Here is a 17,071-nt window from a genome sequence, read left to right as displayed (position 1 = left end):
TCAGTCCCAGTTTTCAGTTTGGTGCAGTGAATCTTTAAACGGACTTGGGTAAACTTTCGGGGGGTGTTATGTGTCGTTGCAAACGACTGACAACTTCCCTGTTCCCGATCTTCACCGGGACGGGCTGTTGCCGCTGCGCTCAAACGACAGGGTGGTGCTGCGCTAAAAAGAATGTGTCGGATAGAGGTTTTTTGTTTACGAATTGGCGTTCTGTTTATTCGACAAAATTCCCATTTTCATAGAATAGTTCGCCATCGACAAGGATTTGGCTGTCGCGCATGCTGAAGACCATGTCGTGGTGCATCGCTGACTCATTGGTCCCGCCGCTTTCAGGAAATCCCGTTCCGACGGCCAGGTGGATTGTGCCACCCATTTTCTCATCAAAGAGGGTGTTTTTGGTGAACCGCTTAATTTCGTAATTGGTACCGATCCCTATTTCTCCCAAAATGCTGGCGCCCTCGTCTGTTTCGATCAGTGATTTAAAGAATTCTTCTCCCTTGGAAGCCTTATATTGGGTGACTTTCCCATTTTCAAACCAGAGTTCGAGGTCTTGAATTTCATTGCCAAAATCATCGGATGGGTAGTTGAATTTAATCCATCCATTTGTTGAATTTTCAACGGGGGAACAATAGATTTCACCATCGGGGAAGTTTTCCTTCCCATCACCGGCTAAGAATGTTCGGTCTTTGATGGACATCGTCAGATCGATGTTTGGTCCTTTCAGTTCGAGCCGGTCTTTTCCTTTTAGCCGATCAATCCATTTTGTCTGATTAAGGGCGAGTTTCTTCCACTTGGCGACTGGGTCCACTTCATTTAATTTGCACATTTCGAATACGAATTCCTTGTATTCTTCGGTTCCCATGTCAGCTTCCTGGGCGTAAGCATCTGTAGGGTAGATGACATAGCACCATTTCAGTTCTTTGCCGTCAATTCGGCGCCATAGGCTCTGTACATATGCCTTATTCGCGTCCCGAATTAGTTGACGCTTTTCAGGTTCAAGATTATTTAGGGTCTTGACATTTGTTGAAGCACCGACGAACACCATTGCATCGTAGTACTGTACTTCAAACATATCAACCTCGCTAACATGGGTTAGCTGGTTGTTGTCCGCATATTTTAAAAAAGTTTCTTCAGCACCGTGAATGCGACAACGGTAATCCGGATGAGCTCCTGCCATCAAGGCATATTTCAGCAGTGCGAGGTTTAAGTCATTTGCAATTGGAGATGTGATGATTGCTAACTTTTCTCCGGGTTGGAGTTCGAGAGAGTAGTTGATTAGCACGTCGGCCATTTTATCGACCGGAGATTGGTAAGGAGATTTATCCTGAGCAAATAGCAGCCCGGAAAGGACCAACATCAGGGCCCAAAGCAACATGTATTTTTTCATGACTATTGGTTTTTTGTTTGAAATAAGTTACGATTTTTCTGTTTGAACAACAATGACTTAAGGTGTATTTTGGTTGTATGTTAAAGCGTTTTTTTTGTATTTGAACGGGGTAGACAATACGTAGGGCATACCGCTGATCGGGTTGGGAAAGGCAAGGTTTGTGCCGGAACGGAATGGAATGAAATGGAATGGAGTGCCGGCATCAACCTTGTGTGGGTTGCCGAGGTGGCTGAGTGAGGTTGAACATAGGGCACGAAGGTTCGTTGTGCGATAACACAGCGCCGAAGTGCTCCGAAGAGAGACCGAACGAAGCGACCGCAGGCATTGACCGTTAAACAATTCATGCCCTGCACCGCTGAAAGGGAGGTGGGGCTATTGTGGTCTTTAAAACGTGTCGGAAAGTGGATGAGCATGCTGGTTTGGTGTGCGGGGGCGGGGCAATTTTCACATAATTGACTTATAAGACGGCTTTGGTCTGGCGAGGGTTGTGCGGCTGTTCCTATAAGAATTTTTCGATCGCAGATGTTGACTTTTTCGTTTTGGATGGTCGGTACTTTCGGGAAAATCCGTTGACAACTAAAAATCCAACGATGCTTGGAGAGGAGCAAAAAAAATGGCTCTTCAAACTAATTAAATCGTCGTCAGCGACATTCAAAATTATTTTTACCTCGGTTCCTTTTGCATCAAAAGTTTCAGGCAAGGAGCTATCCGACGATGCCTGCGATGGATACCCGGAAGAGCGAGAAGAACTCTATCGTTTTATAGGCGAGAATAATATTTCGGGGGTTGTTTTTATTGCAGGCGACCGACACAGAGCGGATGCAAGGAAAATAAAAATACCTGGCAATTATGATATTTATGAATTTTTGAATTCGCGATTAACCAATGATAACGGCTATCGACTGGTAGAAGAAGCGGAAGGGAGTGAATATTTGTTTGGTTATAATGCCTTGCCGCATTTTGGCATTCTCGCCTTTGACACGAAAAAAGAAGATCCGGAATTAACTTATAGAGTTGTTAGTATGAGAGATGAGGACTCCCCGAAAGGTATTGCTTTTGTATTGTAAAGAAGAAGAATTTCGGTTTAAATTGCTAAAAGATTATCGAAATGAAAATAGATTGAAGGACTAATTCCTTGCTGGAATCAAATTAATGGAAGAGAAAGTGTAAGTTGCGGGTCGTGGAGACTCCGCAAGGTTATATGGAGTGGTGTTTCAAATTCCAGATTTTCTTGATCGGTCAGGATGGAAATAGAGCCGGTTCCCGAACGTCAATGAGACAGGCAGTTACCGCTTCGCTCGAACGAGAGGTAGCTGGGATAGCGGTGGCTATGATGAGATTATTGTCTGGGCGATGGGAATAAATGTGTTGTTTTGCCACTCATTCCTTTACAGTCCATGTGGCGCAATTTAGTACTCCTCCGAACTTAGCGATCCACCGAGCATCTAGCGGTATAACCTTGTTTTTTGTCCCGAAAAGCTGCTGCATGATCTGCAACGCACGGTCGTCTTCTTTCTGTTTGAACTGGGGGACAACAATCAGATTTCCGACATGAAGATAGTTAATATAGAGCCCATTGGCTGTTTTTTGATCCATCGTGAGCGTACAAGGAATATCAAGCCAGGTCAGTTCGTTTGATTCCAGTATGGCCCTCACCTTATTTAACCATTCCTTTTCCGGTTCCTCCGTTGTGTCATTTAGCAAGACGGTATTCTCATTTACGAAACGAATCAAGCCATCCGCATGACCAGTTTCTTCGTTAGGATAGGCTGGAATCACGATAACTTTGCACTTCAAATTCTTTTTCAATTCGGTCATAATATCTTCATCTGAATTGAATTGATAGCGATTATCAGTGATTACTTTGTCGGTAATAATGACTTTGTCGCTTGTTTTGGCGATATTTCCTCCATCAAGAATTAACCCACTGAATCGCGGCTGCGGAAGCCTGTTTACTTGCTGCACAATTACCGGATTCGTAATTTCCCAGATTTGGTTTTCGTCATAATAATCGATCGGGCGAAAGACAAACTGCACAAAGTCGTTTTCTCCAAGCTGAACCGGCATGTAGTCGCGGCAATAGTAGTCTTCATCTGTTGTGGATAACAGAAGCTTTACCATATAGCCAGCTTTTGTAATTATTGCCTCCAGTTCGTAAAACCTTTGCGGGTCTTCTTCAGGCCAGAGGTTTGAGATGTAAACGGTGTTTGTTTGATTATCGGCAATCATTTGTTTAAGCGTGCTTTTAGTGTCTTTCCAATCAGTTGACCAATGGGCTTGAATTCTTCTACCGTAAATTCGTCTGTTTTTGCGTTATTGCACCAATAGCAAGATGATACGCAATTATCGGTTGTGTATTCGAGGTTCGCGTGTTTGCGATCAATCTCCATGCAATAGCCCCTTTCATATTTTTTGTGTATTTGCTGCGCACCTGCGAGCTTTTCAATATCGTCCAAGGTAATTCCACAATACTCAAATGTATTTGAATTTGCTATTCGCTCAAATTCAGCTATTGGGAACTGCTCTCGAAATTTCTCAAAATAAGAATCAAACCAGTCATCAGCTTCACTGTCGGGATAGCTTGAAAGAGATGCGAACAGGTTTCCCACGGTCAGTTTTTTTTGAAATCCTTCGAGATCGTCAGTCGGTAACCACTGATAATACTGGCTCGTTACCTGGTTGGTAAAATTTAAGTCGAGCGGGTAATTTAGGAACTCTTCCTTCGTGAAATTCACGCCATTTAGAATACAGTGGAACTTGAAAAATCGGAGGCAGGTTTTGAAACTCTCTTTTGCCTTTGATCGGTAATTTGCAGCCATATTTAGAATATTCGGATTGACGCTAAGTTAGTTGTTTTCAGAAAAGGTTGGGTTAAAACTTTCGTTAAATTACCAAGTATGGATTCTAAATTGAATACCCGCTGGTGACCGTACGTTTGTTCTTCTTTGTAAAGAAGATTCTTATAAACTATCAAATTATGAATAGTAAAAAGTTAAGTTTTACAATTGCTGAATTAAGGATGAGATACGGGAGCTGATTGTGCAGCATAAGGATTGCTCTCGTAGGTCGGTTTTTTTAGTCATGACAAATAAGGTCAGGAGTTCCATCTTGACATGGTTTGGGATTTGGGGGTGCGAGTAGAGATCATTGGAGAATGATATTGGAATCCCCACATGACTTTTGGCTGAAATATCCCTACGCTAAGCCCCGGTAAAACAATGTCTTTACCGAGGCTTTTGCTTTTTATTCGCTTTACTGTTTTTGTCGTAAACTCGGTGTTGTCCACTGATATTTAACGGCAACCCTATGAATTATGAGCTCAATACTAAAGTCACATGGACGTGACTTTGTCGTTTCCAATTTTAATATCATCTTTTACGATAATTCTAGCTGTGTAAGATTATGAACATCTTCCAGTTTGATTGATTTTGTCACCCTTGCGTTCTGATACTCGGTGACTTTTGTACTGGCAAAGACTTTCTTTTGCGCTACTCTTTTAAATACGGCATTAAATACGGAAATTAGGCGGATAAAAATAGTCGCAATGACCAAAGGAAAAATATTAGTGATCGATGACGAGCACCAGCTTCGAAAAGCGCTTTCGAGGATCATTGAGCTCGAAGGATACGAAGTGGTACAAAGTGACAACGGAGTAAAGGGACTGAAGATCCTGGAAAAGAATCCGGATATTCTTTTGGTGGTATGCGATGTTCGTTTGCCCGACAGTAACGGGCTAGAGCTTTTGTCCGGCATCAAGCAAAAGTACCCAGCCGTCGAAGTCATTTTGCTAACTGCGTATGGCACGATTCACGACGGGGTCTTGGCCATGAAGCGTGGGGCCTTTGACTACATCACCAAAGGCGATGGCGACGAGCAAATTATTGTAACTGTTGAAAAGGCAGTGGAGAAAGGGAAGCTGCAACGCCGGATTTTTGAATTGGAGAACAAGCTCGAGAGCCGTTATAGTTTCGACCGGATTATTGGCTCTTCGAAAAGCATCAACCAAGCCATTGAGCTGGCCCGAAGAGTCGCACCAACTGATTCAACCGTTTTGCTTGAGGGAGAAACCGGCACCGGCAAAGAGCTTTTCGCACAGTCGATTCACACCGAAAGCTTTCGAAAAAGTAAACCTTTTGTAGCTGTAAATTGCAGTGCTTTCCCCAAAGATTTACTCGAATCAGAAATTTTCGGACACAAAAAAGGCGCCTTTACCGGGGCGATGTTCGATAAAAAAGGCTTGTTTGAAGAAGCCAACGAGGGAACCCTCTTTCTGGATGAAGTTGGTGAGATGCACTCTGATCTTCAGGCTAAACTTTTACGGGTGCTAGAAGATCAGACATTTACCAAAATAGGCGATACTAAAATGACCCGGGTGAATGTGAGGATTATAGCCGCGACCAACCGAGATTTAATGAGTGAAGTTGCCCGTGAAAACTTCCGCCACGACCTGTACTACCGGCTTTCGGTCTTTAAAATTCCAATTCCCGCGCTGCGCGACCGAAAAGATGATATCCCCAAACTCGTCGCGCATTTTATCCAGATGTATGCGACCAAAACCAAGAAGAAGATTTCGGGAGCATCGCCCGAGTTTCTGAATAAACTGAAAGCCTTTGATTGGCCAGGCAACACCCGGGAATTGAAGAATGTGATTGAACGGGCTGTGATCCTGGCTGATAAGCCAACGCTCAGCCCTGATCTGCTGCCCTCCGAGATTCAATACCCTGATCTGCAACGAACCGGCCATGACCAATTGGGCACCCTGGAAAATATGGAGCGAATCCATATTATAAAGATGCTTCAACATACCGGTGGAAATAAAACCAAGGCGGCCGAAAAATTAGGCATTTCGCCTCCAACACTCTACCGAAAACTGGAGCAATATGGGATTGCGGTCTCCTAAGATAATGTTAGAGTAACCCTTTCAAAATGTTATAGTGCGTCTGTTAACCGAATTTTTCGATTGATTATTTGTGGCGGGCCAACTGATTGACTGACAATTAAACCAAGTTGTTGACGACGTCAAATTTAGCGTTATGGCATGGATTTAGCCTACCGCTTAATTCGGAATTACAGATAGATCAGAACTAATTCCTTACGATTATGATACGTGTTAGTTTAAAAAACAGGCTTTCGGTTGGATTTGGATTGTTGCTGCTGCTGGTTCTCCTTTTATGGTTGACAGGAGCCTATTTCATTTATAATCTTTCCAACCGTTCTTCGGCCATGTTGAAAGAAAATTACCAAACCGTCGAGTCGACCAAATTCTTGATTCAAGCATTGGATGATATTGAAAACAAGCACTCTTATGAGTTATTTGGCGAAGGCTATCATCTCAACGACAGTTTATACCAATTCAATCTGGCAGTGTTTAACGATAACCTTGAGGCCGTAAAAAACAATATTACCGAAGCGGGCGAGGCGGATCTGATTCGGGAATTGGACGCGAGCTTTCAAGGATACATGGACGTTTATAATTCCCTTGAGAAAAAGGATACGGTTAATACCGCCGGCTTTCATCAGCTTGTTGCCGCCTACATGCTAATCCGGAGCAATATTGTAGCGCTTTGGGATCTGAATATGGAAGCCATCAGCCATAAAAACAGCCAGGTAAAAAACACTGCTCATCAAGCTTTTCTGATGATGTCGCTGATTGGCACCATTTGCTTCATCATTGCTGCTTTGTTCTTTTTTCAATATCCCCGTTACATTTCCAGCCCCATTATACAACTAACCAAGGGTATCCAGGAAATTGCCAACCGCAACTACGAGCAACGGCTTCAGTTTAAGTCGCACGACGAGTTGGGCGAGCTAGCCCAGGCATTCAACCTGATGGCAGCCCGGTTGCACGAGTATGAACACAGTAACCTGTCGCAATTGCTTTTCGAGAAAAAGCGGATCGACACCATCATCAACAATATGAAGGATGGAATTATTGGGTTGGATAACTCCAACCACATCATTTTTTCGAATACCATTGCCTGTGAAATACTGCGGACTGATGCTTCGCAACTGATCGGGCAACAAGCTGTTGAACTTGATCGTAAGAACGATCTGTTCAGCCTGATATTTAAGAACGCATGTGAAGAAGTAACGCCAGCTGAGAAGGAATTCCATCCCATTAAACTTCAGCTTGATGGAAAACCAGTGTACTACAACCAGGAAATTATTGACGTGGTGCTGACCAAAACCGGCGAAGAATTGCCAATGAATGTTGGTCGCGTCATTATCATGAAAAATATCACACACTTTTTGGAGCAGGACGAAGCTAAAACCAATTTCATCGCGACCATCTCACACGAACTGAAAACGCCGATTTCATCTCTCCGGCTAAACCTTAAATTGTTGGATGATTCACGTATTGGATCGTTGAATGAAGAACAGAAAGAGCTGATTCAGGCATTGAAGGAAGAAACGCATAAAATGTCAAGTATCACATCCGAATTGCTGGATTTAGCCCAGGTCGAGACCGGCAATATTTCGCTCGAGCTGAAAGCAGTTGCTCCTTCCGAAATTATCCGGTATGTGACTAATCCGGCCACAAATCATGCGAAGGACAAGCACATTCAGATCCGGTTCAAGCTGGCTGAGCCACTGCCTGAAATGCACTGCGATTCGGAGAAAACAGCTTGGGTATTACTGAACCTGATTAACAATGCGATTCAGTATTCGCCCGAGCAATCACAGATACAGGTTGAAGTAAAGCAGGTGAACAACTCGGTGCAGTTCATAGTGCGTGATTTTGGACCTGGCATTGAAGAAAAATACCAGCAGCAGATCTTCGAGAAATTCTTCCGTGTGCCGGGCTCAGGTCAAAAAGGCACGGGCTTGGGATTGGCCATTTCAAAAGAATTTATCACCAAGCAGTTTGGCGATATTTGGGTGGAAAGCTCAGCAGGCAAAGGAAGTAGTTTTTTCTTCTACCTGCCCTTGTATAAAAAGCGAATCATCAATCAGTATAAAATATAACTGAGAGCAATTGGAGCAATAAAAAAATAACGAACTGATGGATCTTCGACCTGTCCTCCATATATTAATGCGGATACTTGTGATCGCCGGAACGGCACTCTTAACTTGCATTCCGGTAGCGCTGATTTACAACGAACCTGTTTTGCCTTTTGTTTATACAGCGGCTATTGTCTTTATCATGGCTGCTTGCGTTTATGGACTAAGAGGGCGCACGGAGTTGAGTGCTTTCCATCGTCGCGAAGCTTACCTTTCGGTCACCCTTTCGTGGCTGGTGGTTTCGCTGGTTGGAGCACTACCCTATCTTTTTAGCGGAGCCATTCCGTCCTTTGTCAATGCGTTTTTCGAATCGGTTTCCGGATTTACAACAACAGGGTCGTCTATCTTAACTGACATTGAAAGCTTGCCGAAATCCATCCTGTTTTGGCGAAGCATGACCCACTGGATTGGTGGTTTGGGCATTATTGTTTTGGTGATCATCATCATGCCTTCGTTGAATATTGGTGGCTACAACCTGTTTACCTTGGAATCGTCTTTTCAGGAGAAAATTCATCCCAAGATAAAATCGGTTGGCAGGCGATTGCTTTACATTTATTTATCGCTGACATTGATCGAGACCATCCTTTTATTGGCTGGCGACATGAACCTGTATGAAAGTGTCTGCCATGCTTTTGGCACCGTGGCCACCGGCGGCTTCTCTCCAAAAAATACCAGTATTGGTGGTTATTCTCCCTACATTCAATATGTCATTACAATTTTCATGGTGCTCTCTGGAGTTAATTTTGTCATTCACTACTATGCCGTAAAACGGCAATTCCAAAAGATCAAACAAAATGAGGAGCTGAAATTTTACCTGTTTGTGATTCTTTTTTCCGGCTTTGTGATTACCGGTATTTTATTTTTTCAAACCGACCGCTCGTTCGAACTCGCCTTTCGCGAATCCTTTTTTCAAGTTGCTTCAATCATCACCTGTACTGGTTTCGCCACTTCCGATTATTTGCTTTGGCCAGCTGTGGGCTGGTACATCATTTTCTTTCTCATGTTTTTTGGCGGCAGCACCGGATCAACTGCCGGCGGCATTAAAATGGCCCGTCATTTGGTTGCGCTGAAAAATGTGAGGCATACTTTTCGGATGATGAATGCTCCCAATGCTGTTATTCCCCTACGGATTAACCATCGCCCGATCAGTTATCAGGACAACAATGGAATCCTGACCTTTATCCTTTGGTACTTAATGCTGTTTGCAGCCGGCGGCCTGTTGATGGTGTTTTTGGGCTCTGATGTAGCCACAGCTTTCAGCTCAGTAGCTACCGCTATGGGTGGAATTGGTCCAGGAGTAGGCACGGTTGGGCCAGCCAGCAATTTCGCGCATCTGTCCGAAGCCTCCAAAATATCCCTCTCCGCCTTGATGGTTCTGGGACGATTAGAAATTTACACCGTGGTGATGCTGTTTACTCCTTGGCTCTGGAAGAATTAGAGTCCTTCATTCAGCATCTGGCAGATAAGAATGGCCCGTTTTGACAGCAAACACAATGATTTTGTCACGCAGAACGTTGTTTTGGGGGTCCGTATCTCACCGCGACTGAAAACATTATGATCGCGTTGAACGTTAAGAACAAGAATAAAGCCGAGAATCGGAAGCGGTCTCTTGAAAAATAAAATAGACAATTCGATACGAATCAATTCATTAAAAAGAAAGCAAATGAAACGAGCATGTTTAGGCAACACAAAAGGAAATGAATAAAGTGCGAGTTCCATATGATACCATATAAAACAAACAATTTATTCATATGAAATCTTTCCCAGTTTTAATCACCGTATTTACTCTTGTTACCCTAATTTCCTGTGGCCCCACAAAAAAAGATTTGGGACAAACACAACAACTGCCAGTTCTACCGCTAACGCAGGAACAAACAACGCCGTTAATTACCGAACCAGCACAGGTTGTGGAAGATGAAGCAACAGAGCAGCCTTCAACAGAACAAAACAACACCGAGGTAATGTTGAATCCGCCGCACGGAGAACCCTATCACCGATGTGATATTGCGGTGGGTGCACCGCTTAGTTCTGCACCGGCAAATACCCCGCAAGCAAGAAACAGTCAGGTTCAGGCTCCAATACCCCAACCTTCAGCCCCAGCACTCAGTGTAGAGAATAATCCAACTGCTCCAACAATTGAAAATGCAAGGCGGATAAATCCTTCACAGGCAAGAAGTACAGCATCTGCAAACAATGGGAGCAAACCCACTCTGAATCCGGCTCACGGGCAGCCGTTCCATCGCTGCGACATCCCGGTGGGCAATCCGCTGCCTTAGGCCACGCCTAAAATATATTTCTTCGTTGTCCGGCGAACAGCCGAGCAATTATTAAACAGTGTCTTATTTGGTACTGTGGCTTCGCCTGACTCCTCACATCAAATCTTGTTTCAACCATACTTCAAACTCTGTTTCGGCACGTCTGTGATATCTCACGTGGTAAGATAAATAACCTTCACTCCATATCCCCGCCACATTTACACTCCGAGATAGTCTGCAGTTCTTGGGCTTTGATATGTACTGCAATCTCGTCCTATCGGAAATTCCTGATGTGATTCATGTTCCTCGGAGCAGAGATTTGCCTACTACTTCCTTCAGATTCCACCTACGATGGCCATCCTCGCTCTCGGTTAATGGTTGGCAACTACAACCACCACTAGTGGACCTTCACCACCAAGCTATTTACCATGCCCGGCACACAGCAAAAAGCCCCTGAGATATTTCTTTGGAGATCTTTTTTTTCCATCAATCAGAGCCGAGTGTCCAACGAAGGAAACGCCGGCCGCTCTTTCATTCGTTTGGGGATCGTCCCCAGAATGACCTCCATAAATGCACGAACCAGTTTTTTTAGTCCGGTATTTTTTAAATAAACCAAGCTAATTTCGCGCGTTGGAATGGGATCTTCAAAAGGCTTGATTAAGTCTTCGTATTCAGATGATACATTCAACGTAGCCAGTTCGGGGATAAAAGTAATACCTCCCTGGCTTTCAACAATCCGCTTTAACGATTCGATCGAGCTGGACACGTACCGGAAGCTGCTGCTGACAGATTCAAACGAAGGAATAGCACAAACCGAGTTGATCTGATTTTGAAAACAGTTACCTTCAGTTAAGTACCACAATTCATCCGTTGCAATCTCATGCTGTTTGATCCTGGGTTGCTTGTACAGCGGATGACTTTCGGCCACGTAAAGGAAAAACTGTTCGTAAAATAAGGGGGTAAAACCAAAATTTGCCGCTTTCACCGGTGTTGAAATTATCCCGGCATCCAACTCATTAAATTTCAGCTTTGTCAAAATGGTTTCAGTGACCAACTCCACGATTTCAATTTTAAGATCTGGAAAGCGCTTTTTTGCCGGATTGATGATTAATGGTGTCAAATAAGGCGATAGGGTTGGAATAATACCAATACGAATCTCCCCTTTTATTTCCTCCTCCAGCTCAAAACTGAGCTGCTCAAAGTCATTCATCATTTGAATGACCTGGACTGCCTTTTCGAAAAAAAGCTCCCCTTCTGCTGTAATTCCCAAAGGTTTCCGATTGCGCTCAACTAAAAAATACCCGAACTCTTCTTCGACTTTTTGAATCTGCAAACTTAAGGCCGGCTGGCTAATTGACAAATTTTCAGCGGCTTTCGAAAAATTCCGTACCCGGTATAATTCCACAAAATACTTTAGTTGATTGATATTCATGACTTATAATACAATTAAATAGTGATATAAAATTAATAAATATCACTAATAGTATTTTTGAAGTAGAAAATAAATCAAAAAATAAACTTAAAAACGTATTCATCATGAAAACATTAGAAAAAACGCACGTAGCGAATGACACCTTAGTTAATGTAATGAATGAATTTCTGGCCGACATGCAGATCTTCTATCAAAACCTCAGGGGCTTTCACTGGAATGTAACCGGTAATCTGTTTTTTGTACTTCATGCAAAATTCGAAGAATACTACAATGAGACTGCCGAAGCTGTTGATGAAGTTGCAGAACGCATATTGATGGTTGGTGGGCAACCGGTTCATTCGTTTAGCCAGTATATTCAGATAGCCGAGATTCAAGAGGTGACCGATGTTCACGATGGCAAAGAAGCCGTTCATATCGTCATCAGTCAATCCGAAATGCTTCATGCAAAGATGAATCGCCTGAAGGAAGTGGCCAATGATCGAAACGATGAAACAACAGCCACCTTGTTTAGTGACCTGATGGCCGAAACTGAAAAACGTATCTGGATGCTAAAAACTTTTGTGAAGTAAGTGGTAAGAGATAAGAACCAAAAAAAGGGGACTAATGCAGTCCTCTTTTTTCGTGTATATAGTCTATCAAGGTCTCTTCTTCAGACAATTGCGATTCAGAAACATTAATGGCAGTTTCAATCATAGCCAGGTGCGAATAGGCCTGCGGAAAATTACCCAACATTCGTTTGGTTTTAAAGTCAAGATCCTCGCTAAATAAACCTAAATGATTGGAATAACTCATGAGCATATGGAATTTCCGGATGGCTTCGTCTTTCCTTCCGATTTTAAACAGGGCATTGGTCAGCCAAAACGAACAAATTGTAAAGGCTGATTTGGGCTTTCCAAAATCGTCCTGATTACGATAGCGGAACATCAGCCCATCCTGTTCCAAATCCTGCTGAATAGCCAAAACCGTATTTACATATTTTTGATCGGTGGCATGAATAAAGCCATACGATTCCATCAGTAAAACAGATGCATCCAGATCCTCGGAGCCATAAGCCTGGGTAAACGCCTGTCGATTCTCCGACCAGGCTTTTTTATGGATATCATCGTGAATTTTATCCCTTAACCTTGTCCACTGATCAACGTACATGCTACGTCGCAGCAAGACAGCAATTTTCACGGCCCTGTCAACAGCGGTCCAGCAAAGCACTTTACTAAAGGTGAAGTGCTTATTTTCACTTCGTATTTCCCAAATACCGCGATCCGGCTTTCTCCAGTTGTTTTCAACCACTTTAATAATGTTCCGTACAATCGTCCAAAGCTCCTCGCTATATTCCAAACTTACATCGTAAATCTCAAGCTGCTGGTAGATCACATCCAGCAAAATACCGTAAATGTCGTTTTGCTTTTGTTTGTAAGCGGCATTTCCAATGCGAACCGGAACAGAGCCTTCATAGCCAGATAGATGGGACAATTCCGTTTCACTAAGCTTCTTCTCACCACTAATCCCATACATGATTTGCATTTTTTCATCCTTATCAGGCAAAATATCGATGATAAATTTCAAATAACGTTTGGCCAATTTATAATGCCCCAGCGAAGTCATAATCTTAACCACCATCGAGGCGTCCCGAATCCAGCAAAACCGATAGTCCCAGTTACGTTCTTCTCCAATGGTTTCGGGCAGTGAGGTTGTGACGGCTGCCAAAATCGCCCCACTCTTGTCATAACTTAACATTTTCAGAGTAAGGGCACTTCGGATAATTTCCTCATTGTAAAGCTTGTATGAAGTGGTGCGTTCAGCCCAATTCAGCCAATATACTTTTGTGCGCTCCAGCTTCAACTTAGCACGACGGGTATCCTGTGGAAGCAGCTTTTGATTGTAACTCAACAAGCAAAACTCATCTCGGGTCAAAACAATCGAGTTGCTTTCCAAAATATCCTGGTAATCGAAACTTGAGTACAAGTACAAGGAATCGTACGCTCCGTTTTTGGTATGGGATTTTATGTAGCAGCCGGGCTCATTTTGGGTATAACAACCTTGCTCCAAAAAGCTTTCTGTTATGTGTTTTGCATATTCCAGCTTGGGCTGATAGCTGATTACCAATTCGGGCTGGCCGTTAATCAATTTGAAATACCGGATCACGTCTGGCGGAATGTAATACCCCCCGTTTTCAGGATTTTGGTAGCGAGGCATAAAATCCTGTACCTCGAATGCTCCATCTTCACACTGGAAATGAGTCTTTAAAATGTTGGTTCGCGAGATGTAGCTCTGCGTAATTTTTTTCAACTTCTTCGGAATAATTTTAAAGCTCCCCCCAACTTCTTCATCCATTAAACTTGCAAACACCGATGACGAGTCAAATTTTGGCAGACACAGCCAATCGATGGACCCCGTTTCCGATACCAATGCAGCACTTCTACAATTTCCAATTATCCCGTAATTTAGATTCTTCATACACGATTGTTAAACATCATTTAAAAAATGACCGTTCTTTCAGTTTTATTTGATACCTTGAAAAAATTAACCCATTTTTATAAAGAGAGCAAAAAACAGATAAACGTATCAAGACTCTCCTGAAAAAGCAAAAATCCAAAAGTAAGCTTTTTATAAAAAAAACAAAGTTGTTCCAGGAATTGCTTTTCCCTAACCTCCTTAACAACAATTTGTTTAAGAATGTGTTGAAAATGATAACATTCGAATAGTAATAAAAAATTAAAATTGACCGATAAATTCCACATTATGAGTAAAATTCACATTGTATCGAACCGACTGCCCTTAAGTATAAATAAAGAAGATGATTCATTTAGTTTATCGCCAAGCGTTGGAGGCCTTGCTACCGGCATGCGCTCGGTGTACAAAGAGTACGGAGGAAAGTGGATTGGATGGCCCGGATTGGCAAAAGATGATTTGACAGATGATGAAGTTGTTGAAATTGACGATAAATTGGTTGAAGAAGATTGTCTGGCAGTACATTTGACAAAAGAAGAAATTAACCTGTATTACGAAGGATTCAGCAACAATGTCATCTGGCCGCTGTTTCACTACTTCGCCCAGTTTATCGACTACAACCCGGACTATTGGGCAGCTTACAAGAAAGTTAATCACAAGTTTGCACAAAAAGCCCTTGAAATTGTGGACGATGGTGATATCGTCTGGATTCACGATTATCAGCTGCTGCTGGTTCCCGAAATGATAAAATCAGTCAAACCCAATGTAACCATCGGATTTTTCCTGCACATCCCTTTCCCGTCATTCGAGGTATTCCGCATCCTTCCGTGGCGTAACGAACTGATCAGAGGCATGCTAGGCGCCGACCTGATAGGCTTTCACACCTACGACTACGAACGCCACTTCTTCAGTTCCGTCAGGCGTTTGCTGGGCTATGAGATCTCTTTTAACGAAATTCACCTCGAAGATCGGATTATTCTGGCTGATGCCTTTCCGATGGGAATCGATTACGAAAAGTTTGAGAATCTGGCCAAGGAAATTGCCCACAAACCCTTACAGGAACGATCAGAACTGCACCGTGAGCTGGAAAAGTACTTTCTAGTCTCTCCAAATCGTAAATTAATCCTATCCATCGACCGACTTGACTATACCAAAGGAATTCCAAACCGACTGCACGCCTTCGAGAAGTTTCTAAACAAATATCCTGAATTCAAAAATCAGGTATCACTCATCATGCTGGTTGTTCCTTCGCGTGATGAGGTGGAGCAATATAAATTGTTAAAAAGTGAAGTTGATGAATTGGTTGGCCGCATTAACGGGCAATACGGCGATGTGAACTACACGCCGGTTTGGTATTTCTATCGTTCATTGCCGTTCGAAAATCTGATTGAGCTTTACAGCACGTCCGATGTAGCATTGATTACCCCCGTTCGCGATGGTATGAACTTGGTCGCCAAAGAATACATTGCCTGTCGCGTCAATCAAAGCGGCGTTCTGATTATCAGCGAAATGGCCGGAGCGGTTAAAGAGTTGGGCGAGGCCATTATCATCAATCCCAACAACGAGGATGAAATTGCCGATAGTATACAACAAGCTCTAACCATGTCTATGGAAGAGCAAAGGCGCCGCATGCGTTACCTCCAGGATCGCATTCGCCGCTACGACATTTTCAAATGGTCGGGCGAGTTTATTAAAGGCATGAAGAAGGTTGAAAGCATCCAGCGAAATTTTTTAGCCAAGAAAATAACCTCCGAGGTTCGCCAAGAGCTGGCTGGCGCATTCTTCAAAGCCAATAAGCGAGCCATCTTTTTGGATTACGACGGCACGCTCGTCAACTTTAAAAATGACCCGCAAGCAGCAAGCCCCGATGAGGAACTGCATAAACTGATTACCAAACTCGAGGAAGACGAGAAAAACATGGTCACCATCATCAGTGGGCGCGACCGTGAAACCTTGGAAGAATGGTTGGGAAATCATCGTGTAAATCTGATTGTAGAACATGGCGTCTGGTTGAAAAAAATTGGTGGCAACTGGCAAATGCTGGATAATATCAACAGTTCATGGAAACCAGTTATCCGGCCAATTCTGGAGAGCTTTGTTGACCGAACACCCGGAACGTTCATCGAAGAAAAGAATTATTCACTGGTCTGGCACTACCGCAATTCGGTTCCTGAACAAGGCGAACTGCGCGCCAACGAATTGAAAGATGAGTTGCGCAACATGATTGCCAACCACAATCTCGAAATCATGGAAGGGAACAAAGTGATTGAGCTAAAGGCAGGCGGAATAAATAAAGGGGTTGCGGCCATGCGATTTTTACGCGAAAATGAGTACGACTATATCATTGCCATCGGCGATGATTGGACCGATGAATATATGTTTCGCGAACTACCAGACACCGCAGTGACAATTAAAGTCGGCCTTAAAAGCACCGCGGCCTCATATAAACTGGAGTCGGTAAAATCAGTTCGAAACTTCTTAAAAACTATCGGGCAAGAATAAGAAAGCGGTTCGCTGGCTTTTGATCCAGAAAAAATTTTTAGATTT

General features: G+C 43.2%; 12 protein-coding genes. 7 read left to right on the top strand and 5 right to left on the bottom strand.

Annotation, left to right across the window (positions count from 1 at the left end):
* Nucleotides 1–214: 214 nt before the first annotated feature.
* Nucleotides 215–1,387 carry an aminopeptidase gene (locus tag AAC033_RS04825; protein WP_339735970.1) on the bottom strand — a complete coding sequence of 391 codons (1,173 nt, stop codon included), beginning with the start codon at nucleotides 1,385–1,387 and terminating at the stop codon, nucleotides 215–217.
* Between the two features lie 452 nt (nucleotides 1,388–1,839).
* Here AAC033_RS04825 and AAC033_RS04820 point away from each other — a divergent pair, with 452 nt between their 5' ends.
* Nucleotides 1,840–2,454: an alkaline phosphatase D family protein gene (locus AAC033_RS04820; protein WP_339735968.1), complete on the top strand. Its 615-nt coding sequence runs from the start codon at nucleotides 1,840–1,842 to the stop codon at nucleotides 2,452–2,454.
* 313 nt (nucleotides 2,455–2,767) lie between these two features.
* On the opposite strand, the gene AAC033_RS04815 is transcribed toward AAC033_RS04820, so the two are convergent.
* Nucleotides 2,768–3,616, bottom strand: coding sequence for an agmatine deiminase family protein (locus tag AAC033_RS04815; RefSeq protein WP_339735966.1), 849 nt, complete (start codon nucleotides 3,614–3,616; stop codon nucleotides 2,768–2,770).
* Nucleotides 3,613–4,122 (bottom strand): hypothetical protein, encoded by a 510-nt coding sequence (locus AAC033_RS04810; RefSeq protein ID WP_339735964.1) that lies wholly within the window; start codon nucleotides 4,120–4,122, stop codon nucleotides 3,613–3,615. The genes AAC033_RS04815 and AAC033_RS04810 overlap by 4 nt, the downstream gene beginning before the upstream one ends.
* Before the next feature lie 809 nt (nucleotides 4,123–4,931).
* Here AAC033_RS04810 and AAC033_RS04805 point away from each other — a divergent pair.
* The 4 genes from AAC033_RS04805 to AAC033_RS04790 all read left to right on the top strand — a co-directional run bounded on the left by AAC033_RS04805 (nucleotide 4,932) and on the right by AAC033_RS04790 (nucleotide 10,665).
* Nucleotides 4,932–6,287, top strand: a complete 1,356-nt coding sequence (locus AAC033_RS04805) for a sigma-54 dependent transcriptional regulator (protein WP_339735962.1) — start codon at nucleotides 4,932–4,934, stop codon at nucleotides 6,285–6,287.
* 200 nt (nucleotides 6,288–6,487) lie between these two features.
* Nucleotides 6,488–8,353: an ATP-binding protein gene (locus tag AAC033_RS04800; RefSeq protein WP_339735960.1), complete on the top strand. Its 1,866-nt coding sequence runs from the start codon at nucleotides 6,488–6,490 to the stop codon at nucleotides 8,351–8,353.
* Between the two features lie 37 nt (nucleotides 8,354–8,390).
* Nucleotides 8,391–9,827: a TrkH family potassium uptake protein gene (locus tag AAC033_RS04795; RefSeq protein WP_339735957.1), complete on the top strand. Its 1,437-nt coding sequence runs from the start codon at nucleotides 8,391–8,393 to the stop codon at nucleotides 9,825–9,827.
* Nucleotides 9,828–10,140: 313 nt separating this feature from the next.
* Nucleotides 10,141–10,665: a hypothetical protein gene (locus tag AAC033_RS04790; RefSeq protein ID WP_339735955.1), complete on the top strand. Its 525-nt coding sequence runs from the start codon at nucleotides 10,141–10,143 to the stop codon at nucleotides 10,663–10,665.
* A 469-nt stretch (nucleotides 10,666–11,134) separates the two neighbouring features.
* Here the strand turns inward: AAC033_RS04790 and AAC033_RS04785 are convergent, their stop codons facing one another.
* Nucleotides 11,135–12,076 carry a hydrogen peroxide-inducible genes activator gene (locus tag AAC033_RS04785; protein ID WP_339735953.1) on the bottom strand — a complete coding sequence of 314 codons (942 nt, stop codon included), beginning with the start codon at nucleotides 12,074–12,076 and terminating at the stop codon, nucleotides 11,135–11,137.
* Nucleotides 12,077–12,180: 104 nt separating this feature from the next.
* Here AAC033_RS04785 and AAC033_RS04780 point away from each other — a divergent pair, with 104 nt between their 5' ends.
* Nucleotides 12,181–12,645, top strand: coding sequence for a DNA starvation/stationary phase protection protein (locus AAC033_RS04780; RefSeq protein WP_339735951.1), 465 nt, complete (start codon nucleotides 12,181–12,183; stop codon nucleotides 12,643–12,645).
* Nucleotides 12,646–12,676: 31 nt separating this feature from the next.
* Here the strand turns inward: AAC033_RS04780 and AAC033_RS04775 are convergent, their stop codons facing one another.
* Nucleotides 12,677–14,530, bottom strand: a complete 1,854-nt coding sequence (locus AAC033_RS04775; protein ID WP_339735949.1) for a glycoside hydrolase family 15 protein — start codon at nucleotides 14,528–14,530, stop codon at nucleotides 12,677–12,679.
* 285 nt (nucleotides 14,531–14,815) lie between these two features.
* Between AAC033_RS04775 and AAC033_RS04770 the strand changes: the two genes are divergently transcribed.
* Nucleotides 14,816–17,026, top strand: a complete 2,211-nt coding sequence (locus AAC033_RS04770; protein ID WP_339735947.1) for a bifunctional alpha,alpha-trehalose-phosphate synthase (UDP-forming)/trehalose-phosphatase — start codon at nucleotides 14,816–14,818, stop codon at nucleotides 17,024–17,026.
* Nucleotides 17,027–17,071 lie beyond the last annotated feature (45 nt).

Source organism: uncultured Sunxiuqinia sp., from assembly GCF_963974515.1.
Lineage (GTDB): Bacteria > Bacteroidota > Bacteroidia > Bacteroidales > Prolixibacteraceae > Sunxiuqinia.
Note: the sequence above shows the minus strand (reverse complement) of the source record. Positions and strands in the feature narration are given on the sequence as shown.